The organism is Luteibacter sp. dw_328, from assembly GCF_018449605.1.
In the GTDB taxonomy this organism is placed as follows: Bacteria; Pseudomonadota; Gammaproteobacteria; order Xanthomonadales; family Rhodanobacteraceae; genus Luteibacter.
This window is the reverse complement of record NZ_JAAVUW010000002.1, coordinates 231446-252577: the sequence shown is the minus strand read 5'-3', so window position 1 is coordinate 252577 and position 21132 is coordinate 231446. Positions and strand designations below refer to the sequence as shown.

Here is a 21132-nt window from a genome sequence, read left to right as displayed (position 1 = left end):
ACTTCAACCGTAGCGGCGCAGGCGGCGCGCGGCGATCAGGAGGAACGCACCCGTGAAGCCGAGCAGGACGAGCACGTGGAGCAGGACGTTGCCCTGGCCGAGCCCGACGACCGACAACGCCAGCTGATCGAGGTGGTACGCAGGCCAGATCGGGGCGATCGACTGAATGAAGGACGGCATGATCGACAACGGAAACCACAGCCCGGACAGGAAGGCCATCGGCAGGTAGACCAGGTTGACCACGCCGGGAGCGCCCTGCCCCTTCACCAGGGTGCCAATCAGCAGGCCAAGCGCACTGAATGGCAGCACGCCGAGCACTTCCAGTACGAAGAATGCTGTCAGTCGCGATGCCGGCAGCGAGACGCCCGCCAGGAACACCGCCATGCACAGCAGGATGATCGACACGACCGCGGCGACGAGCATGGCCATGCACATCTTGCCGAGGAGGTACGCGCCCGGCGGCATCGGCATCGCTCGTTTGAGCGTGAGCAGACCGGTATCGCGCTCCAGCGCCAGCGATACGCCAAAACCGAACAGGCCAGGCGCCATGACACCGAAGGTGCCGTACGACGCCAACAGATAACGCGGTGCGTCCGCGCTATTCGAATGCGCGAGGAAGATCCCGAACATGAGGTAGAAGACGGACGGGAACAGCAGCGTCGGCAGGAGGAAGCCAGGATTGCGCAGGTAGCGCAGACATTCCGACTTCGCTTCCTGTAGATAGGCGTTGATCACCCGCCCCGTGGTCATCACCGGTGTGGCGATGCTGTCGATGGTGTTCATGCGGCCTCCTGGGAACGATCGGTCGTCTCGGATTCGCGGGTGATTTCGGTGAAGGCCTCGGCCAGGCCGGCGCGCTGCACTTCGAGTTCGGTCAGGTTGGCGTCGCTGTCGAGCAGGCGACGGACCACGGTCTCTGCTTCGGCGGTGGCGATGGCCAGACGGTCGTGCACGTGTTCGGCGGAGATCACTTCCGGCCACGCCGCGACCGTAGCGGCAGCGATCGAGGTGATGCAACGAATGCGGCGCACCGCGACATGCGCACGCAACGCATCCACCGTGCCTTCGGAGACGACACGCCCCTTGGCGATCACGCAGACGCGATCGGCCAGGGCTTCGGCTTCTTCGAGGTAGTGCGTGGTGAGCACGACGGCACAACCCTCGGAGACCGCCTTGCGGATTGCCGCCCACAGGGCCTGACGCGCGACGATGTCCATGCCGACCGTGGGTTCGTCGAGAAAGAGAATCTCCGGCCGCCCCGCGAGCGCCATGGCGAACTGCACGCGGCGCTGCTGGCCGCCGGACAGGGCGGCATACCGGCGCCCCAGGAGATCGTCGACACCAGCCAGGGCGGCGCACTCGGCCACCGACCGGGGTGCGGGGTAGTAACTGGCCGTGAGACTGATCAGTTCGCCGACCTTCAGGGTTGGCGGCAAGGCAGCGGACTGCAGCATGACGCCGATGCGCCGACGCGCTTCGATGTCCTGCGGATCGCGCCCGAACAGGCTGACGCTGCCGGTGTCCGCCCTGTGCAAACCGAGCAGCAGGCCGATACTGGTGCTCTTGCCAGCGCCGTTGGGGCCCAACAGGGCAAGCAGCTCACCGCGGTGAATTTCCAGGTTGATACCGTCCAGTGCGACGATGGCGCCGTAGCGCTTGCCGACCCGGTCCAGACGCGCAATGCAGGTGTCGTTGATCATGGTGTCCTCCCTTGCGTCGCAACATATTCGGTCGCAACCCCTTGGCGGCAGTCGCTTGCGTCATTGTGCGGATGTGACAAGCGTCACCCGGGGGTTACGCCGCCAAAATCCGCGTGATATGCTGAGGAAATAATCCCTTTACATATAGACACTTAGCGGCGTCTTAAGGGATCGATTCGAACCAGTGCCGCGTCATTCGAAGTGAGGAGTGGGTTATGGACGTCATCGGTCTTCTGCGCGAGATGCGCAACTTTGGCGGTACGCCGCGTACGCAAGGCCTGGCTGACGCCACGGTGGAGCGCTTCGCAGGCATCGACCCCTCGCTGGTGCAGGCCATCGAAGAAGCCGCCGCTTATCACCAGGCGCTCCGCGCCGAGATGGGCGACTTCCTGCGCATGGACGAGGCCGCGCAGATCGACCACCTGCAGTGCGGCCTGGTGAACTTCTACCCGGACGACGGCGTGAACCCGTACGTTCCGGCCGCCGCGCGCGGTCCGTGGGTCGTCACGCTGAAGGGCGCCGTGATCCACGACAACGGCGGCTACGGCATGCTCGGTTTCGGTCACAACCCCCAGCACATCATCGATGCGATGGCGCGCCCGCAGGTCATGGCGAACGTCATGACAGCGAACGTCTCGCAGCTACGCCTGTGCGACGCGCTGAACAAGGAGCTCGGTCGCAACCGTGGCGGTAGCCCCTACTCGCACTTCCTTTGCCTGAATTCGGGCTCGGAATCGGTGACGCTTGCCGGCCGCATTGCGGACGTCAACGCGCGTGTGATGACCGACCCGGGTGCGCGGCATGCTGGCCGTACCATCAAGCGCCTTGCGGTGAAGGGTGCGTTCCATGGCCGCACCGAACGTCCGGCGATCTACTCCGATTCGTCGCGTCGCAATTATCAGCAGCACCTGGCCAGCTTCCGCAACGAAGACACGCTGATCACCGTCGAGCCTTACAACGTGGCCTCGCTGAAGGCCGCGTTCGCCGAGGCCGACCGCCAGGGCTGGTTCATCGAGGCGATGTTCCTCGAGCCGGTCATGGGCGAAGGCGATCCGGGCCGTGCGCTCACGCCGGAGTTCTACGCCGCCGCGCGCGAACTGACGCGCGAGCACGGCACCCTGCTCCTGGTCGATTCGATCCAGGCCGGCCTGCGTGCGCACGGCGTGCTGTCCATCATCGACTACCCGGGCTTCGAATCCCTGGAAGCGCCGGACATGGAGACCTTCTCCAAGGCGCTCAACGCCGGCCAGTACCCGCTCTCCGTGCTTGCGGTGACCGACCGCGTCGCCGGCCTGTATCGCAAGGGCATCTACGGCAACACGATGACCGCGAACCCGCGCGCCCTCGATGTCGCCGTCGCGACGCTTGCGGAGCTGACCGACGAGGTCCGCGCGAACATCCGCGACCGCGGCCAGGAATTCCTGCAGAAGCTGGAAGGCCTCAAGAGCGAGCTCGGCGGCATGATCACCAAGGTCCAGGGCACCGGCCTGCTGTTCTCCTGCGAGCTGGCGGCGGACTACAAGTGCTACGGCGAAGGCTCGACCGAGGAATACATGCGTGAGCGCGGCGTCGGCGTGATCCATGGTGGTGCCAACTCGCTGCGCTTCACGCCGCACTTCCGGGTGACCAGTGCCGAGGTGGACCTCATCGTCGAGGAAATTCGTCATGCGCTGAAGGAAGGCCCGCGTCGGTCGGCGTCGTCGACCAAGGCGGCCTGAGGCCGACGCACTGCTCTATCTGGATCGCTCCATGTGGGAGCCGCTTCAGCGGCGAAGGGTGCTCGCGAAAGCATCGCCGATGAATCGGCTCCCACAAAGAGCCTGCCCCACCCGCCAGGCCTGCTGAATCCCCTTTTGTAAGGGATGACCGTGAGGGGTAAGCTCAGGCACGCCGGATTCGCCCGGCGTCACGTAGGGGTTTGCCATGTGTATGCAGCTTCGTGTCCTTGCCGTTGCTTCCCTGCTCGCCTTTTCCGCCGGTGCGATGGCCGCCCCACAGGCAGCCGCCAAGAAAGAACTGACGCCGCAGCAACAACGCATGTCGACATGCAACACACAGGCGACAGGCAAGAAGGGCGATGACCGCAAGACCTTCATGAGCAGCTGCCTGAAGGGCGACGCCCCGGCACCGGCCAAGATGACCCAGCAGCAGAAGATGACGTCCTGCAACAAGGACGCTTCGGCCAAGAGCCTGAAGGGCGACGAGCGCAAGACCTTCATGAGCACCTGCCTGAAGGGCTAAAAAATCTGTAGGAGCCGATTCATCGGCGATGGGGACTCGCGTCAACCTTGCCGCCGCAACCTTGCCCGCTGCCGCGGGATCGCCGATGAATCGGCTCCTACAAGTGTCCCTGCCCTGACCCCAGGGGTTCCGGCCATCTGGCTGGAAGGCTCTCGCATGCGACAATCGCGGCATCCTTGCCATCGACCGCATGCCCATGAAAATCGTCGAAGTCCGCCACCCCCTCATCCAGCACAAACTCGGCCTGATGCGCCGTGCCGGCATCAGCACGAAGGAGTTCCGCGAACTCGCTTCGGAAGTCGCAGCGCTGCTCACGTACGAGGCGACGGCCGACATGGAAACCGAGTGCAAGATGATCGAGGGCTGGGCGGGCCCGGTCGAAGTCACGCACATCAAGGGCAAGAAGGTCACCATCGTGCCGATTCTGCGTGCCGGTCTGGGCATGCTCAGCGGCGTGCTGGAAATGATTCCCGCCGCCAAGGTGAGCGTCGTCGGCCTGCAGCGTGACGAAGAGACGCTCGAGCCGGTCGCCTATTACGAGAAGCTCAGTGGCGGCATGGACGAGCGCACGGCGATCATCGTCGATCCCATGCTGGCCACCGCGGGTACCCTGGTCGCCACCGTCGACATGCTCAAGGCGGCCGGCGCGAAGAAGATCAAGGGCCTTTTCCTGGTGGCCGCGCCCGAGGGTCTGAAGCGCATCGAAGCCGCCCACCCGGATATCGAGATCTACGTCGCCTGTATCGACGATCATCTCAACGAGCTCGGCTACATCCTCCCCGGCCTGGGCGACGCCGGCGACAAGATCTTCGGGACCAAGCAGAAACCTTCCTGAGTCGTCGGGTGCGTCACATCCCCCTGTCATAAATTCGCGGCACACTTCGCCGGCGGATCCGCAGGGGGAACGCCACGCAGGGGTTGCGGGGTGCTTCGGGTCGCGTACATCTCAACGACTCGAGGGGATATTCGAATGCGTTTGACCACGACACGGCGCGCCACATGGGCGGCGCTGGCAGGCCTTATGGCCGTTCTTCCGCTGCAAGCCGCGGACCTTACGATCACCCAGTTCCGCGTTCGCGGACCCGCCGGGGGCAACGACGAGTTCGTCGAGGTGCAGAACACCGGCACCGCGGCACTGGACGTTTCCGGCTACAAACTCAACGCGTCCAACTCGGCCGGGACGACCGGCACACGCTTCACGTTCCCGGCGGGCACGTCGGTCGCCCCGGGCTGTTTCCTGCTGCTCGCGAACACGGCAGCTTCCGGTTACTCCGGCAGCGTCACGCCCGACCTGAAGTATTCGACAGGCGTCACGGACGATGGCGGCCTCGCCCTGCTCAATGGCTCGGGCACGGTGATCGACCAGGTGGGCCTGAGCTCCGGGTCGGCCTACAAGCTGGGCACGCCGCTTGCCACGCTCGGCAGCAGCAATACGGACCAGGGTTATGGCCGCAAGACGAACCCTGCCGGCTTCCCGCAGTCCAGTGGCGACAACTCGGCGGACTGGGTCAAGGTCGCACCGACGGCGCCGCGCGCCAGCACGTCGCCCTGCGTCGCTCAGGGGCCGAGCCTTTCCGTCGCCGATGCCACGGTGAGCCTGCGCAATGGCGACGACGTCACGCTGCCGTTCGCCGTGACGCTCAGCCAGCCGGTGACCACCGACGTGAGCGTGCACGCTGCAACGGCGGACGACACCGCTACGGTAGCCGCCGGTGACTACGACGCCGTCGATACCACACTGACGATTCCGACCGGCAGCAACAGCGCCACACTCAACGTCACGGTGCACGGCGCAAAGGCCGCCGGTCCCGACAAGGCGTTCCGCGTCAACCTGAGCGACGCGACAGGCGATGTCACCATTGCGAAAAGCGCAGCGGTGGGCGCGATCCTCAATGAAATCCCTGTCGCCGCGGAAATCTGGCAGGTCACCGGCACGGGCCAGGTCTCGCCGCTGGTCGGCAAACGTGTCGCCACGCACGCGAACATCGTCACGGCGGTCGGCCCCGCCGGCTTCACCATCCAGACGCCGGACAATCGCGCCGATGCCGACCCGCTCACCTCGAATGGCATCTACGTGTTCACCAGCACGGCGCCGACAGTGAAGTCGGGCGACGTGGTCGATGTCGAAGCCACGGTGGACAACTACTTCAACCTGCCCGAGCTGAAAAACGCCACGATCACCACGAGCATGCACGGCGCGCACCTGCCGAGGGCTGTGGCGTTCGGTAACAGCATTCCGTCGACGGATCCGAATGCGCTTTCCTGCGGCACGACGAACTACCAGTGCTACGTCGGCATGCGCGTCGTGATCGACAATGGCATGATCACGACCGGTAACCTGCGTTTCAGCAACGAGCCCTTTGCCGAGGTGTACATCACCGCGAACGGCACACGCTCGCTGCGCAAGCCGGGCGTGCGTTACACCGTGCCGGTGCCTGCGGGTGTGAACCTGCCCAACTGGTCGGGTAACCCCGAAGTGTTCAAGATGAACACGGCCGACTTCGGTGCAGTGGCGGCAAACACCCCGTTCAACGCAGGCACGACCTTCAAGGCCGAAGGCGTGATGTCCTACGCCTTCGGCATGTACACCTTCATCCCAACGAAGATCACGATCAAGAAGGCCGCTACGCTGCCGCGCGCGGTCGATTCGCGTCCCTTCTATGCAACACGCGTGGGTGCGTTCAACATGGAGCGCTTCTGCGACTCGGACTTCAATACGACCTTCACCTGCAGCGGCGGCGACACCGAGCCGACGCCGGCCCAGGTCGCGTTGAAGACGCAGCGACTCTCGGCGTACATCGGTAGCGTACTCAAGCTGCCGGACATCCTCTCGGTCGAGGAAGTGAAGAGCCTGGCCGTCCTGCAGGGTCTGGCAAAGCAGCTGGGTGACGACTACCCGGCGCAGTACGAAGCCATCCTCCAGCCGGGCCACGATCCGAGTGGCATCAACGTCGGCTTCCTCGTCCGTACGGACCGGGTGCGTGTGCTCGACGTGCGTCAGCTGGGTGCGGACGAAACCTGGGACGACGAAGGTTCCGTCTCGTTCCTGCACGACCATCCGCCGCTGCTGCTGACCGCCGAGGTGCCGTCGATCATCGGCCGCATGCGTGTCAACGTGATCGCCGTCCATCCGAAGGCTCGCCAGAACGTGGACAAGACCGGCGACGCCGCCGATCGCGACCGCGAGAAGCGCTTCCTACAGGCCAAATCCCTCGCCACCCAGGTGCAGGCGATCCAGACGGACCGGAAGAACCTGCTTGCACCGCTGCTGGTGGTGGGCGACTTCAACTCCTACCAGTTCAGTGACGGCTTCACCGACGTGGTTGGCCTGATTGCGGGCCGTTACGACGACAGCCAGAACCTGCTGAAGCTGGGCAAGAACCTGGTGAAACCGACGCTGTGGAATGCCGTGGATTCGGTGCCGGAACAGGATCGCTACTCGTTCCTGTTCACCGAGAACTTCGGCAACATCCAGGGCCAGGCTCCGCGCCAGGTACCGACCCACCAGGTACTCGACAACGCGCTGCTGAATACCGTGGCGCGCGGCCTGTTCCTGAAGATGCAGTACGGCCGCGGCAACCTCGACGCACCGGTGCAGACGCTGGACGATTCGGCCACGGCTACCGATGCAAAGAAGGCGATGGGTTCGTCCGACCACGATGGTTTCGTGGTGGATATGCTGACGCTGCCGCTGGGGTTGTTCTGAGGTGAGAGGGGTTGCCCGGCTTGCGCCGGGCAACCGTCGCCGCTGAAGCGGCTCCCACACCAAGCCGGCCGTAGCCACGAAGCGGCTGCCTGTGGGAACCGCTTCAGCGGCGATGCTTTACCGCGTAAACCGATCCGTCGCCTGCACCAACTCCCGCACGATCCCCGGCTCGAACGCCGAATGCCCCGCGTCCTGCACGATCCTCAGATCGGCCTCCGGGAACGCGCGATGCAAGTCCCATGCGCTACGTACGGGGCACACCACGTCATATCGCCCCTGCACGATCACCGTGGGAATGTGGCGAATCTTGCCGACGTCGCGGAGGAGCTGTCCGTCGACTTCGAAGAAACCCGCGTTGACGAAGTAGTGGCACTCGATGCGCGCGAACGCCAGCGCAAACTCGTCTTCGCCGCTGGAAGCGATGTGGCCTTCGTCCTGGTAGAGGTAACTGGTCGCACCTTCCCACACCGACCACGCACGTGCGGCGGCCACACGAACGGCGGGATCGCTGCTGGTAAGCCGGCGATGGTAGGCGCTGATCAGGTCACCGTGTTCGGCCTGCGGAATCGCCGAAAGAAAGGTTTCCCACGCGTCCGGGTAGAGCATGTCGCAGCCGCCCTGGTAGAACCACTCCAGCTCCGAACGCCGCAGCATGAAGATGCCGCGCAGCACGAGCTCGCTCACATGCGCCGGATGCGTTTCCGCATACGCGAGCGCCAGCGTCGAACCCCATGAACCACCGAATACCTGCCACGTGTTGATGCCCAGGTGCTCACGCAGGGTCTCGATGTCCGCGACCAGGTCCCAGGTCGTGTTGTCGGTCAGTTCGGCGTGCGGCGTGGATTTGCCGCAGCCGCGCTGATCGAACAGCACGATGCGGTACTCCTTGGGGTCGAAGAAACGGCGGCAGCGCGGGTTGGTGCCGCCGCCCGGGCCACCATGCAGGAACACCACCGGCTTACCGTGCGGGTTGCCGCTTTCCTCGAAGTAGAGCGTGTGCAGCGGGGAGACCTTGAGCGTGCCGCTGTTGTAGGGCTCGATCGGGGGGTAGAGGTCGGGGGAGTCCTGGGCCATGGGGGCGGTCTTTTGATGTCGGGGAGATGACAAGGCTAATGGGGCGCCCCGCCAGACGCCACACCCTGTAGGAGCCGATTTATCGGCGATCCCGCGGCAGCGGGCCAGTCTGAGGCAAGCACCCATCGCCGATGAATCGGCTCCTACAAGGCAACGCGCGCCCCCCGCTCGGTAGGAGCCGCTTCAGCGGCGATCCCGCGGCAGCGGACCGGTTACAGCAGCTTCCCGGGATTCATGACACCGTTCGGATCCCAAACCGCCTTGATGCCCCGCATCAGCGCGATCTCCGCCTCACTGCGTACGCTGCCCAGCCATGCTTTTTTCACCAGCCCGATGCCGTGCTCGGCGGAGATGCTGCCGCCATGCCGTTGAAGCGTGTCGACGAGCAATGAGGTGACGTGCTCGCACTGTTCGACAAACGCCGCGTTGTCCAGGTCGGCCGGCTTAAGCACGTTGATGTGCAGGTTGCCATCGCCGATGTGGCCGAACCAGACCACCTCGAAGTGCGGGTACTCCGCCGCGAGCAGGGCCTGCATGTCGGCCATGAAGGCCGGTACGGCAGAAATCCGCACGGAGACGTCGTTCTTGTAGGGCTTATGGGGCGCGAGGCTCTCCGTAATACCCTCACGCAGACGCCACAGGGCGGCGGCTTGCGCCTCGCTCGAACTGATCGCGCCGTCTACCACCCAGCCTTCGTCGAGGCAGAACTCGAAAAAGGCCAGCGCCGCCGCCTCGACCTTCTCATCCGCCGCGTCGAACTCGGTGACGACGTAGAACGGATACGTTTCCTCGAAGGGTCGCTGCGCACCGTGGGCCAGCACATGATGCAAGGCGCGATCGGTGAAGAACTCGAAGGCACCCAGCGTCAGGCGGTGCTGCGCCTCGGCGAACACCTTCATCAACGCGTCCATCGCCGGCACCGCCAGGAGCATCACCTGGGAAGGCGGCGGCGGGGAGGTAAGGCTCAGCGTGGCCTCGACGACGAGTCCGAGCGTGCCTTCGGAACCGATCACCAGGTGGCGCAGGTCGTAGCCGGACGCGTTCTTGACCAGGCCACGGTTGAGATCGAGGAGTTCACCGGTGCCCGTCACGACCTTGAGCCCGGCGATCCACTGGCGCGTATTGCCATAACGGATGACCCGGATGCCGCCTGCGTTGGTCGCGATGTTGCCACCGATCTGACAGGACCCGCGGGCGGCGAAATCCACGGGATAGAGCAGACCGCGCTCCCGGGCCGCGTTGTGCACCGCCTCGAGGGCGATGCCCGGCTGGACGGTCAGCGTCCGGTCGATCGGGTCGAAGTCGAGTACCCGGTTCATCCGGTCCAGGCTGACCACGATCTCACCGTGCGCCGCGACGGCACCGCCCGACAAGCCCGTCCGGCCGCCCGAGGGGACCACGCCCACGCCCGCGTCGTTGGCCCAACGGACGATGCCCTGTACTTCCTCGATCGAGGCGGGATAGGCGATTGCCAAAGGAGCGGGCGCCCAGCGCCGCGTCCAGTCGCGACCGTGGTGTTCAAGGTCGCCGGGGTCGGTGGACAACTTGAGCTCGGGCAGCAGGCGGGCAAGCTCGGACAGGCGCGGATCGGTCATGGGGCTCTCGCTCGGGGTTCCCCGGCAGGGTGCCAGCGCGACGGCCATGCGTCCACTGCGCTGCAACATGAACGGCACTCTCTGGCATAGTGAGTCTCTCGTCCACGGATCTGAAGCCCGGCCATGAAGCGCACGTCGTACCCGAAAGAAGACATCAAGGTCCTGCTGCTCGAAGGCGTCAGCCGCAGCGCGCTGGATACCTTCCGTCAGGCCGGCTACTCGCAGATCGAGTTCCACGAGAAGTCGCTCTCCGAGGACGACCTCAAGGAGCGCATTGCCGACGCGCACATCGTGGGCATCCGCTCGCGCACCCACCTTACGGCCGAGGTCCTGGCCGAAGCGCGACGCCTCATTGCCGTCGGCTGCTTCTGCATCGGCACCAACCAGGTGGATACCGCGGAAGCCGAGCGCCTGGGCGTGCCGGTGTTCAACGCGCCCTACTCCAACACCCGCAGCGTGGCCGAGCTGGTCATCGCCGAGACGATCATGCTGGTACGCCGCATTCCCGAAAAGAATGCCGAGTGCCACCGTGGCGGCTGGTCGAAATCGGCGGCCGGCAGCTTTGAGGTTCGCGACAAGGTCCTCGGCATCGTCGGCTACGGCCACATCGGCACCCAGGTTGGCGTGCTCGCCGAATCGCTGGGCATGCGGGTGATCTTCCACGACGTGGAAGCCAAGCTTTCGCTCGGCAACGCCCGGCCGGCCTCGAGCCTCGAAGACCTCCTCGAGCGTGCCGACGTGGTGACCCTGCACGTGCCGGAAACGGCACAGACGAAAAACATGATCGGTGCCGCCGAGATCGCCCGCATGCGCCCCGGCTCGATGCTGGTGAACGCGTCGCGCGGTACCGTCGTCGACATCGATGCGCTCGCTGCCGCGCTGCGCTCGAAGCACCTGGCCGGCGCGGCCATCGATGTCTTCCCCGTGGAGCCGAAGGGCAATACCGACCCCTTTATCTCGCCACTGGTGGGCATGGACAACGTCATCCTCACCCCGCACGTCGGCGGCAGCACCGCCGAGGCTCAGGAGAACATCGGCATCGAGGTGGCGTCGAAGCTGGTGCGTTACAGCGACAACGGCAGCACACTCTCCGCGGTGAATTTCCCCGAGGTATCCCTGCCCGGTCACCCGACCAGCCGACGCCTGCTGCACATCCACCGGAACATTCCCGGCGTGCTGTCGCGGGTAAACGACGTGTTCTCGCGCGCCGCGGTGAACATCGACGGCCAGTACCTGCAAACGTCCGGCCAGGTGGGCTACGTGGTGATCGACGTGACCACCACAGAAGAACACGCCGCCTCGTTGCGTAACGAACTGGCGGCGATCGAAGGCACCCTCAAGGCACGCGCGCTCTACTGAGGCCGACGGGACTCGATCATCTTCCATCCGTTGCCCGAGGGATCACGGAAGTTGGCGTCGACATTGCCGTAGCGTTCTTCGGGCGCCTGTGTGAATTCCACACCACGGGCGCGCATGCGTTCGTAGGCGCCACGGCAGTCGTCGACGTTCAGTACCAGCGGCGGCATGGCGCCTTTCGCCACCACCTCGCTCATCGTTTGCGCGGTCGCCTCGTCGAGCACCGGTGCCTGCGGCTTGAACAGACCCAACTGCAGCGAGGGTTGCTCCGGGTGCTGCACGGTCAGCCAGCGGAAGTCGCCGTTTTGCGCGTCGGTGTGGACACGAAATCCGAGCTTTTCGACATAGAACTCGAGGGCTTCGTCCTGGTCGCGAACGTACAGCCCTACTACTCCGATACCCTGGCTCATGAGAACTCCGGTTTGTTGGGAGCCCCTTTTTTACCAGCCTGCACGATCCGTCGCTTCTCCGAAACTGCGGTCGTGATGTCGGGCCTGTAGGCGGCGCTGACGAAACAGTGCGGCACCTCGGCCAGTTTATGCCGGGCAGCCTGCTCAAAAGCGCGCCACGCGCTGGGACTCTTTCCATTCACATCGTGAAACACGCGGCCGAACGTACCCAGGCTGTTCCAGCCTGTCTGCAGTGCGATGTCGAGGATAGGCAACGCTGTGTCCCGCAGTAAGGCCTTTGCCCGCTCGAGGCGGCGAGTGAGCAGGTAGCGGTGCGGAGGAAGACCAAAGGCCTGCTTGAACGAGCGCGCGAAATGCGCTTCGGAAACGTGGCTTACGCGCGCGAGACGGTGCACCGGCCAGGCCTCGTTCGAGGCGGCATCCATCCGGTCCTTTGCGCGTAGCAGGCGGCGCAGTATCTCCGGGTCCACCGTCTCACCCTCGATGTGGGAGCCGCTTCAGCGGCGATTTCTGACCGTGGCGCAAGTACCCATCGCCGATGAATCGGCTCCTTTCGAGCCGGTAGTCATCGATGTAGTCGCCTGCATGGAGCGACCTGGTTAGTCGCCGCCTTCGGCGACGACGCGGGCGCGTCCGCGCTGCTTGGCCAGGTAGAGACGACGGTCTGCCACGGCAATCGCCGGCAGGATCTCGTCGCCTTCCTTGGGCACCAGGGTATGCACACCCGCACTAAGGGTAAGCCGCTTGCCTGCGCCCAGACCCCCATGCGGAATCATGGCCTTTTCCACCAGGTCGAGGCAGCGCCAGGCCAGCGCGAGGGCGGTTGCCTCGTCGGTATTCTGCATCAGGAGCACGAATTCCTCGCCACCGAAGCGGCAAAGCAGGTCGTCGGGGTTCCGCACGATGTTCGACAGTGCCGACGCGACGCGCTTGAGGCACTCGTCGCCTTCCAGATGGCCGTAGTGATCGTTGTACTGCTTGAAGAAGTCGATATCGAGGACGACCAGCGACAAGGTCTGGCGGCTCTGCCGCGCGTCCCGCCAGGCCATTTCCATGACCATGTCGAAGCGACGACGGTTGGCGACGCCAGTGAGCCCGTCCTTGAAGGACAACTCCTCCAGTTCGCGTTGCATGTCGAGCAACTTCTCTTCGGTGCGCTTGCGCTCGCTGATGTCAAACATGAAGCCGATGAGTGCATTCGGCGAGCCGTCCGGATTGCGCACGACGTGGACCACATCGCGAATCCAGACGTATTCACCGGTCTTGGTCAGCGCCCGATAATCGGCTTCATGGTCGACGCCGGCCATGGACTGCGAGACGCAGAAGTCGAAGACCCAGGCGCGATCTTCCGGATGCATGCGATCCGCCCAGTCCTGCACCGTCGCCCAGGATTGCGGCGCCCAGCCCAACAGCTCTTCGATCTGCGGGCCGATGTAGGCGAAGCTCAGCGTCGCCCATTCGATTTTCCAGGGAATGGCACGCGTGGATTCGAGCAGGGTCTTGTAAACCCCGACGTCTTCTTCGCGGATGATGTCTTCGATGCTCATGACCTGCCTTGTCCCCCACCGACGGCCCCGACAGTGTACCGGCGGAAACGGCAAAAACTTAGTCCCACGGCCCCGGAGACTACGCCGGCTCCCCGGAGGAGATGGACACGAGCTGTGCCAGGGCCGCCAGCGCGCGGGCGTACAGGGCCATGACCTGCTCCGGCTCGTCGTAATCGATACGCAGGCCGCGACGGAGTTCCCGGCGCATCAGACGAATCATCATGGTGATCACCTCGTCCGCATAGTCCTCCGGCGGCTTGCCACTCACCTCGGCAAGCCGGCCACGCACCGCTTCCACGTCGCTCACCACCGGGCAGATGCGATACCGATACTCGCCGCCGATGCGGTCCGGCGGCAGGTCCATGAAGCGATCGGGGCGCTGGCGGAACGCACCCAGCGACAGCCGATAGGCGTTGTGTCCAAAGATGGGCAGGTCGTCAGGCACCGGGCCGGCCTCGTCGAGCACCTGCAGATCCGTGGACAACGGCAGGAGTTCGTCCATGCGGTAGGTGTTCGTGACCTTGCTGTTGCCCGTCCTGACGAGGTTGGCCAGCAACTCGCCGAGGGAAGCGTGGCCGATGACCGCCGCACGCTTCGGCAAGCCGCCCCAGGCACCGTCGGCACCATTGAGCAAAGCCTCGATCATGGAGGCATTCTCGAAGCCCGCGCCAGAGTGGATGTGCATCAACAGCTTCATCGACGGCGGCAGGATCGCTCGCGCGGCGGCGACATAGGCGCCGACCTGGAAGGGCATGTAGGTGCCACGGTCGTCCTCCATCGTGACGCCCTCGATCGGCAACCCTGCAAGCAGCTCCATGATCTCGAACGTCGCGTCGCTTGCCTCGGCGAACGCATCGCAACCGTCGACGATGTTGATAAAGATGCGCGGTGCCCCGCCATCCTCGCCGACGATATTCTCCCTGAGCCACTGGACGCTCGCTGGCAGGCTCCGCTTGAGCGTGGGAAGGTCGTACATGCCTTCCATGCCGAACGAACTGAGGTAGATCTCGCTCACCGTATTCGGCACGCGATAGTCACGAAGTTTCAGCTGCGACGGATCGGGCGTAAACGTGCCGTCGGGCGATGCGATACCCATCGCGGTGAAGGCGAAGCAACCAGTCATGTCCGTACCGGTATCACGCAGGCGGATCATGAAGTCATCGTCGACTTCCAGTTCGTCGGGAATCGCGTAATCCAGCGTGCCCAACGAAATATTGCGAAAACCAAACGTGCGTAGCTGAGGCAGGATCGCGAGCTTTTCGTCCAGGGTCTGGCCGACGCGCGAACCCACGGGGTTCTCGCGCAGGGAGAGGTCGATCATGAAAGGGTCGATATCGGCGAGGCGGGCGGCCTTGGCCCGAGCGTCGTTCAAGGCAGCGCTTGCGCGCTCGCGAGCTTCCAGCGTCATCGTCATCCCCTTTGATCGCCGTGACCGGCGGACACGATGGCTTTCGGCGGACCGCGGGAAATCTTGAGCCGGGTCAACGTAACTTTCTGGCTCACGTTGGACAGTCCATAACCCCAAGCCTGGACCCTATCGATGCACCGTTCCCACCCTGCCCTGCGTGGCCTGACGATCGCCTGCATCGTCGCTCTCGCTGGCTGCGCCAGTAACGGCATCCGGTTGGCCGCCTCTCCCGACCATCCGCACTCCTTCGACGGCCACTGGGTGGTCGACGTATCCCACAGCGAGGACCCCGACGCCGCGCCTGCGGCCGGCGGGTCCGGTCACGGCGGCGGCATGGGTGGCGGCCACGGTCACGGAGGTGGCGGTGGCATGGGAGGTGGTGGCATGGGCGGTGGCAGCCGGCACGGCGGCGGTGCGGGTGGTGGCGCAGGTGCAGGCGGTGGCGCCGGCAACGCCGTCAGCGGAAGCGGCGACATGCTTCGTCGCGCCCTGCTGCTTCCCGACACACTGGACATCGCGATACGGCCGGGCAACCTCGTGATCTCGTCCAACGGCCGTGCGAGCAACGTGCCGATGGTGACGGGCAAGGACAACGCGGGTGACGTCACGCGGGCGGGCTGGGACGGCGACGATCTGGTGATAGTCATCCACATCGACGACAAGCGCGGGGACATCGTGCAGCACTATGCGGTTGCGGCTAATCATTCGAGGCTGGTGGTCACGACGGAGTTCAAGAGGAAGTCGAAGACCGCGTCGGTGGTGCGGGAATTCACGGCGGCCGGGCCGGCGGTTGCGACCCCGGCGACGATGGCACCCTCTACCTGACCTTGTCGCTATCGCCGGCGAAGCCGGCTCCCGCGCAGGGCTTTCGCATCATCGCTTCGTTGGTTTTTCGCCGATGAATCGGCTCCCACATGGTTCAAAAAAAAACGGCGCCCCGCGAGGGACGCCGCTTTTTTGAATAATGGTCGGGGTGGCGAGATTCGAACTCGCGACCACTACACCCCCAGCGTAGTGCGCTACCAGGCTGCGCTACACCCCGACGAGCAAACGATTGTAGCAGCAACGCCGTGACCTGCGGAAGCGGGTCAGCGACGAAGGAGGGTCAGTACTTCTTCCAGTTCGAGACGCACCTGACGGACGATCTGGTGCGACATGCTCGCTTCCATACGAGCCTGCGGGCCTTCCAGGCGAGCGCGGGCGCCCGTGATGGTGAAGCCCTCGTCGTAAAGCAACGAGCGGATCTGGCGAATCATGAGCACGTCGTGGCGCTGGTAGTAGCGGCGATTGCCGCGGCGCTTGACGGGCTTGAGGGCCGGGAACTCCTGCTCCCAGTAGCGAAGGACGTGCGGCTTGACGCCGCAAAGCTCACTGACTTCACCAATGGTGAAGTAGCGCTTCGCCGGGATCGCCGGAAGTTCGGTGTTATTCCCTGGATCCAGCATAACCCTCGACTCTTACCTTGAGTTTCTGACCAGGACGGAAGGTGACAACCCGCCGGGCCGAGATGGGAATTTCTTCGCCGGTCTTGGGATTGCGACCGGGCCGCTGATTCTTCTGCCGCAGGTCGAAATTGCCGAAGCCGGACAACTTGACCTGCTCACCTCGTTCCAGTGCCTCGCGTACGACCTCGAAATACGCGTCCACGAATTCCTTGGCCTCACGCTTGTTGAGACCCACGTCGAGGAAAAGCCGCTCGGCCATTTCCGCCTTGGTCAGCGCCATCTTATCCTCGCAGTCTTGCCTTGCATGTCTTCTCCAATGCCCCCACCGCTTCTGCCACGCGAGCGTCGGCATCTTCGTCGGTAAGGGTGCGTGAAGCGTCCTGTAAAATCAAGCCCATAGCGAGACTCTTTCGTCCTTCGTCGATCCCCTTCCCGGCGTACCGATCGAACAGGCGGATCTCCCTGAGAACCTCGCCGATGGCCCCGCGGACGGCTGCCTCGACGGCCGACCAGGACACCTCTTCCGGCAATTCCACGGCGATATCGCGGCGAACGGCAGGGAAACGGGCCACGGGTCCCGCGCTGGGGAGACGACGGGTGAGGATCCACTCAAGGGCCAGTTCCATCACGTGGACGTCCGGACCCAGGTCCAGCGCCTTGGCCAGCGCCGGATGCAGTGCACCCAGGAAGCCGGCGGACTGGCCGTCGCGAAGGACACGTGCACCGCGGCCGGGATGCAGCCAGGACGGAAGATCCTGGGTGTCGACCGACCAGCGCTGCGGCTCGCCGGTGTGGGCGATCAACGCATCGAGATCGCCCTTGAGATCGAAGAAATCGACCGGACGGGTCGGCTCGCCCCACTGCTCGGCGCGCGCGGCGCCACTGGCGACCACCGCGACACGGCCGACTTCGTCGGGTGCGCCACCCGTGGCATGAAAGCTACGGGCCACTTCGAACAGGCGCACACGCTCTTGCTGACGTGCGCGGTTATGACGCAGTGCTTCGATCAGGCCCGGCAGCAACGAGGTGCGCATGACGGCCAGATCTGCCGAAAGCGGGTTGGCCAAGGGCACCCAGTCCTTATCGACACCCCAGGTGGTAAGCAGGTCGGCATTGACGAAGGACAGCGTCACTGCTTCGAAGTAACCGCGCGCGGCAATCTGGTCGCGCAAGGCCATCTCGCTCAGGCGCGCTTCCGGCTCGGACTGCAAGGCAATCTGCCCGGCCGGGATGTGCGTCGGAATGCGGTCGTAGCCATGAATGCGCGCGACCTCCTCGATGAGGTCCTCCTCGCGTTCGATATCGAAACGGCTGCTCGGCGGCGTGACTTCCCAGCCGTCCGCGAGTTCGACCACATGCATGCCGAGGGCGGTAAAGATGCGGGTGACCTCACTGCCTGCCACGTCGATGCCAAGCAGGCGGCGGAGACGGGCATGGCGCAGCATCACCGGCGGATGGCTGGGCAGGTCTTCGAGGCGCTCGGCCACGGTGACCGGGCCCGCGCTGCCGCCGGCGATCTGCAGCAGCAGTTCGGTCGCGCGCTCGATCGCACGCCTGGGCAGCGCTGGATCGACGCCACGCTCGTAGCGATGCGAGGCATCCGTATGCATGCCGAGCTTGCGCGCGCGACCCATGATCGCCGCCGGCGCGAAGTGCGCGGCCTCGAGAAAGACGGTGCGCGTGGTGTCGGTCACGCGAGAGTCGAAGCCGCCCATGATGCCGCCGAGGGCCAGTGCGTTCGCCTCGTCCGCGATGACCACGAAGGAGGGATCGAGCTTCACGTCGCGCCCATCGAGCAACTTGAGGCTTTCACCCTGCCCCGCATGGCGCACGATGATGGCGCCGGAGAGCTTATCGTTGTCGAACGCGTGCAACGGATGGCCAAGCTCCAGCATCACGTACTGCGTGATGTCGACGATGGCGCTGATCGGACGGATACCGGCGCGACGCAGGCGCTCAGCCATCCACAGCGGGGACGACACGCTGGCGTCGACACCTTCGATGATGCGACCGAGGTAACGTGGCGCATCGGCTCCCGCTTCCAGGCGGACGTCGCGAGCGGCACTGGCGGTGACGGGCGCCGCGGCGCTGCCAATGGTCTTGACGCGGCTACCGAACAGCGCGGCGACGTCGTGCGCCAGGCCGTTGAGGCCGAGCACGTCCGGGCGGTTCGGTGTGATCTTCAGTTCGATGCTGGCATCGGGCAGACCAAGGTACTCGGCGAGCGGCTGACCGATCACGGCGTCCGCCGGCAGTTCCAGCAGGCCCGATGCATCGGCGTCGATGAGGAGCTCCTTCGCCGAACAGAGCATGCCGAAGGAATCGACACCGCGCAGTTTCGCTGCCTTGATGTCGATGTTGCCCGGAAGCTTTGCGCCCACTTTCGCCAGCGGCACGCGGATGCCCACGCGCGCATTCGGCGCACCGCAGACGATCTGCAGGAACTCGCCCTGCCCCGCGTCCACCTTGCACACCTGCAGGCGATCGGCTTCGGGATGCTTCACCGCCTCGACGATCTCGGCGACGACGACGCCGTCGAGGTGCTCACCCAGCGGGGTGACCTCTTCGACTTCAAGGCCAGCCATCGTCAGTGCGTGGACCAGCGTCGCGCGATCCGCGTCGATGGCAACCAGTTCACGCAGCCAGTTTTCAGAGAATTTCATGGGAGCGACTCGTTAACGTGGGGTCGACGGCTATCAGGCGAACTGGCGCAGGAAGCGCAGGTCGTTCTCGAAGAAGGCGCGCAGGTCGCCGACACCGTAACGCAGCATGGCGAAGCGCTCTACGCCGAGGCCGAAAGCGAAGCCCGTATAACGTTCCGGATCGATGCCGCAATTCTTCAGCACAGTCGGATGGACCATGCCGCAGCCGAGCACTTCGAGCCAGCGCTCGCTACCGTCTTCGGCATCCCAGCGGATGTCCACTTCGGCCGAGGGCTCGGTGAAGGGGAAGTAGCTCGGACGGAAACGCATCTCGAAATCGCGCTCGAAGAACGCGCGGATGAATTCGGCCAGCGTGCCCTTCAGGTCGGCGAAACTCGAAGTCTCGTCGACCAGCAGGCCTTCGATCTGGTGGAACATCGGCGAATGCGTCTGATCCGAATCGCTGCGATAGACCTTGCCCGGCGCGATGATGCGGATCGGCGGCTGCCGGCCCTGCATGCTGCGGATCTGCACCGGCGAGGTGTGGGTACGCAGAAGGCGCCCGTCACCGAAATAGAAGGTGTCGTGCATCGCGCGCGCAGGGTGATGCGGCGGGAAGTTGAGCGCCTCGAAGTTGTGCCAGTCGTCCTCGATCTCGGGACCGTCGGCACGCTGGTAGCCGAGGCGGCCGAAAATATCGGCGATGCGCTCGAGGGCGCGGGTAATCGGGTGGATGCCGCCGTACTCACCGTCGCGGCCCGGCAGGGTCACGTCGATGCGCTCGGAGGCGAGGCGACGATCCAGCTCGGCCTGCTCCAGGGACTGCTTGCGAGCGGCAATGGCGTCGGTCAGGCGTTCCTTGACCCGGTTCACCTCCGCGCCGCGCGCCTTGCGCTCGTCGCCGGACAGCTGGCCCAGCGCCTTCAGCGCCGCGGTGACCGCACCATTCTTGCCCAGCAGGCCGACGCGAACGGCGTCGAGTGCCTCGAGCGAGGATGCGGCTTCGATGTCGCGCAGGGACGCGTCGATATGCTCGATCGATTCCATCGGTGTTCCTGACGGGGAAAAAAAATGGGGAGAAGGCCAGGCCTTCTCCCCACGTTATCCATCATCGCGCCGTATCGCTACGACGCGTGGTAAAGCGGATTACGCAGCCAGATGGGCCTTGGCCTTCTCTGCGATCACGCCAAATGCCTTGATGTCGTGCACGGCGAGGTCAGCGAGGACCTTGCGGTCGACGGCGATCTCAGCCTTGGCCAGGCCATTGATCAGGCGGCTGTACGACAGGCCGAACTGACGAGCGGCGGCATTGATACGGACGATCCACAGAGCGCGGAACTGACGCTTGCGCTGCTTACGGCCGATGTAGGCGTACTGACCAGCCTTGATGACGGCCTGGTTGGCTACGCGGAAGACCTTGCGACGGGCGTTGTAATAGCCCTTTGCACGACCGATGACTTTCTTATGACGACGACGGGCGGTAACGCCACGCTTAACACGAGCCATGGTTCAACCCTCCCTTAAAGATACGGCAGCATGCGAGCCACACTCTTGGTGTCGCAGGCTTTCACGTGGTTGGGAGCGCGCAGGCCGCGCTTACGCTTGGTCGACTTCTTCGTCAGGATATGCGACTTGAAGGCGTGACCAGCCTTGAACTTGCCAGATGCGGTCTTGCGAAAACGCTTCGCTGCCGCCCGGTTGGTCTTGATCTTGGGCATCGGAATGCTCCGTATTCGGGTTGCTGACTGTTCCGGCGGCGTGCCCAGGGGCAACGCACTTTCCTTCCTGCCGGGTACGGTGGTTCGGCCTATCCATACGGGCCGAGCCGGCGATGATACCGAAACGTGAAGGGCTGCGCCAGTGGTGCCTATGGCCCCTATCGCGCCTGAATAGGCCCGATGGCTCTTTGTGGGAGCCGATTCATCGGCGAATGGGTGCTCGCCGTGGTTGTGGCCCGCTGCCGCGGGATCGCCGCTGAAGCGGCTCCCACAAGGGGCGCCGCTTCCGG

General features: G+C 64.7%; 20 protein-coding genes and 1 tRNA gene. 6 read left to right on the top strand and 15 right to left on the bottom strand.

All coding sequences use genetic code 11. The annotated features are described in order from the left end of the window. Positions 1–3 precede the first annotated feature (3 nt). Both HB634_RS05730 and HB634_RS05725 read right to left on the bottom strand, forming a co-directional pair. Positions 4–783 (bottom strand): ABC transporter permease, encoded by a 780-nt coding sequence (locus HB634_RS05730; protein ID WP_213947885.1) that lies wholly within the window; start codon positions 781–783, stop codon positions 4–6. After that, positions 780–1700, bottom strand: a complete 921-nt coding sequence (locus HB634_RS05725; RefSeq protein ID WP_063573165.1) for an ABC transporter ATP-binding protein — start codon at positions 1698–1700, stop codon at positions 780–782. The genes HB634_RS05730 and HB634_RS05725 overlap by 4 nt, the downstream gene beginning before the upstream one ends. Before the next feature lie 215 nt (positions 1701–1915). Here HB634_RS05725 and HB634_RS05720 point away from each other — a divergent pair, with 215 nt between their 5' ends. From HB634_RS05720 to HB634_RS05705, 4 genes are all read left to right on the top strand, one after another. Then, positions 1916–3418: an aminotransferase class III-fold pyridoxal phosphate-dependent enzyme gene (locus HB634_RS05720; RefSeq protein ID WP_213947884.1), complete on the top strand. Its 1503-nt coding sequence runs from the start codon at positions 1916–1918 to the stop codon at positions 3416–3418. A 265-nt stretch (positions 3419–3683) separates the two neighbouring features. Further along, the gene (locus HB634_RS05715; RefSeq protein WP_231873842.1) at positions 3684–3941 is read left to right on the top strand and encodes a PsiF family protein; all 258 of its coding nucleotides are present in this window, start codon (positions 3684–3686) and stop codon (positions 3939–3941) included. Between the two features lie 196 nt (positions 3942–4137). Beyond that, positions 4138–4776, top strand: a complete 639-nt coding sequence (gene upp / locus HB634_RS05710) for a uracil phosphoribosyltransferase (RefSeq protein ID WP_063570728.1) — start codon at positions 4138–4140, stop codon at positions 4774–4776. 135 nt (positions 4777–4911) lie between these two features. Then, on the top strand, positions 4912–7647 hold the full coding sequence (locus HB634_RS05705; RefSeq protein ID WP_213947883.1) for a lamin tail domain-containing protein: 2736 nt from the start codon (positions 4912–4914) through the stop codon (positions 7645–7647). A 117-nt stretch (positions 7648–7764) separates the two neighbouring features. Here the strand turns inward: HB634_RS05705 and pip are convergent, their stop codons facing one another. After that, complete coding sequence (gene pip, locus HB634_RS05700) at positions 7765–8721, bottom strand: prolyl aminopeptidase (protein ID WP_213947882.1); 957 nt, start codon at positions 8719–8721, stop codon at positions 7765–7767. 212 nt (positions 8722–8933) lie between these two features. After that, positions 8934–10316 (bottom strand): FAD-binding oxidoreductase, encoded by a 1383-nt coding sequence (locus HB634_RS05695; RefSeq protein WP_213947881.1) that lies wholly within the window; start codon positions 10314–10316, stop codon positions 8934–8936. A gap of 123 nt (positions 10317–10439) precedes the next feature. Between HB634_RS05695 and serA the strand changes: the two genes are divergently transcribed. Further along, on the top strand, positions 10440–11675 hold the full coding sequence (gene serA, locus HB634_RS05690; RefSeq protein ID WP_213947880.1) for a phosphoglycerate dehydrogenase: 1236 nt from the start codon (positions 10440–10442) through the stop codon (positions 11673–11675). On the opposite strand, the gene HB634_RS05685 is transcribed toward serA, so the two are convergent. The 4 genes from HB634_RS05685 to HB634_RS05670 all read right to left on the bottom strand — a co-directional run bounded on the left by HB634_RS05685 (position 11669) and on the right by HB634_RS05670 (position 15037). After that, positions 11669–12082 (bottom strand): VOC family protein, encoded by a 414-nt coding sequence (locus tag HB634_RS05685; RefSeq protein WP_213947879.1) that lies wholly within the window; start codon positions 12080–12082, stop codon positions 11669–11671. The genes serA and HB634_RS05685 overlap by 7 nt on opposite strands. After that, positions 12079–12507 carry a helix-turn-helix transcriptional regulator gene (locus HB634_RS05680; protein ID WP_213948169.1) on the bottom strand — a complete coding sequence of 143 codons (429 nt, stop codon included), beginning with the start codon at positions 12505–12507 and terminating at the stop codon, positions 12079–12081. Before HB634_RS05680 ends, HB634_RS05685 begins: the two co-directional genes overlap by 4 nt. Before the next feature lie 174 nt (positions 12508–12681). After that, a complete protein-coding gene (locus HB634_RS05675; RefSeq protein ID WP_213947878.1) occupies positions 12682–13629 on the bottom strand; it encodes a sensor domain-containing diguanylate cyclase in 948 nt (315 codons plus the stop codon). Between the two features lie 79 nt (positions 13630–13708). After that, entirely contained in the window at positions 13709–15037 is a 1329-nt protein-coding gene (locus tag HB634_RS05670; RefSeq protein ID WP_255548400.1) for a homocitrate synthase, read from the bottom strand. A 132-nt stretch (positions 15038–15169) separates the two neighbouring features. On the opposite strand from HB634_RS05670, the gene HB634_RS05665 reads away from it, so the two are divergent. Next, the gene (locus HB634_RS05665) at positions 15170–15862 is read left to right on the top strand and encodes a hypothetical protein (protein WP_213947876.1); all 693 of its coding nucleotides are present in this window, start codon (positions 15170–15172) and stop codon (positions 15860–15862) included. Between the two features lie 140 nt (positions 15863–16002). On the opposite strand, the gene HB634_RS05660 is transcribed toward HB634_RS05665, so the two are convergent. From HB634_RS05660 to rpmI, 7 genes are all read right to left on the bottom strand, one after another. After that, positions 16003–16079, bottom strand: a tRNA-Pro gene (locus HB634_RS05660). Between the two features lie 46 nt (positions 16080–16125). After that, complete coding sequence (locus HB634_RS05655; protein ID WP_036114913.1) at positions 16126–16482, bottom strand: MerR family transcriptional regulator; 357 nt, start codon at positions 16480–16482, stop codon at positions 16126–16128. Further along, a complete protein-coding gene (ihfA, locus tag HB634_RS05650; RefSeq protein ID WP_036114917.1) occupies positions 16463–16762 on the bottom strand; it encodes an integration host factor subunit alpha in 300 nt (99 codons plus the stop codon). Before ihfA ends, HB634_RS05655 begins: the two co-directional genes overlap by 20 nt. Before the next feature lies 1 nt (position 16763). Continuing rightward, positions 16764–19145: a phenylalanine--tRNA ligase subunit beta gene (gene pheT / locus HB634_RS05645; protein WP_213947875.1), complete on the bottom strand. Its 2382-nt coding sequence runs from the start codon at positions 19143–19145 to the stop codon at positions 16764–16766. A 33-nt stretch (positions 19146–19178) separates the two neighbouring features. Further along, the gene (pheS, locus tag HB634_RS05640; protein WP_063571987.1) at positions 19179–20171 is read right to left on the bottom strand and encodes a phenylalanine--tRNA ligase subunit alpha; all 993 of its coding nucleotides are present in this window, start codon (positions 20169–20171) and stop codon (positions 19179–19181) included. A gap of 99 nt (positions 20172–20270) precedes the next feature. Continuing rightward, positions 20271–20630, bottom strand: coding sequence for a 50S ribosomal protein L20 (rplT, locus tag HB634_RS05635; RefSeq protein ID WP_063571988.1), 360 nt, complete (start codon positions 20628–20630; stop codon positions 20271–20273). A gap of 14 nt (positions 20631–20644) precedes the next feature. Continuing rightward, positions 20645–20842 (bottom strand): 50S ribosomal protein L35, encoded by a 198-nt coding sequence (gene rpmI, locus HB634_RS05630; RefSeq protein WP_046966439.1) that lies wholly within the window; start codon positions 20840–20842, stop codon positions 20645–20647. Between the last annotated feature and the right edge of the window lie 290 nt (positions 20843–21132).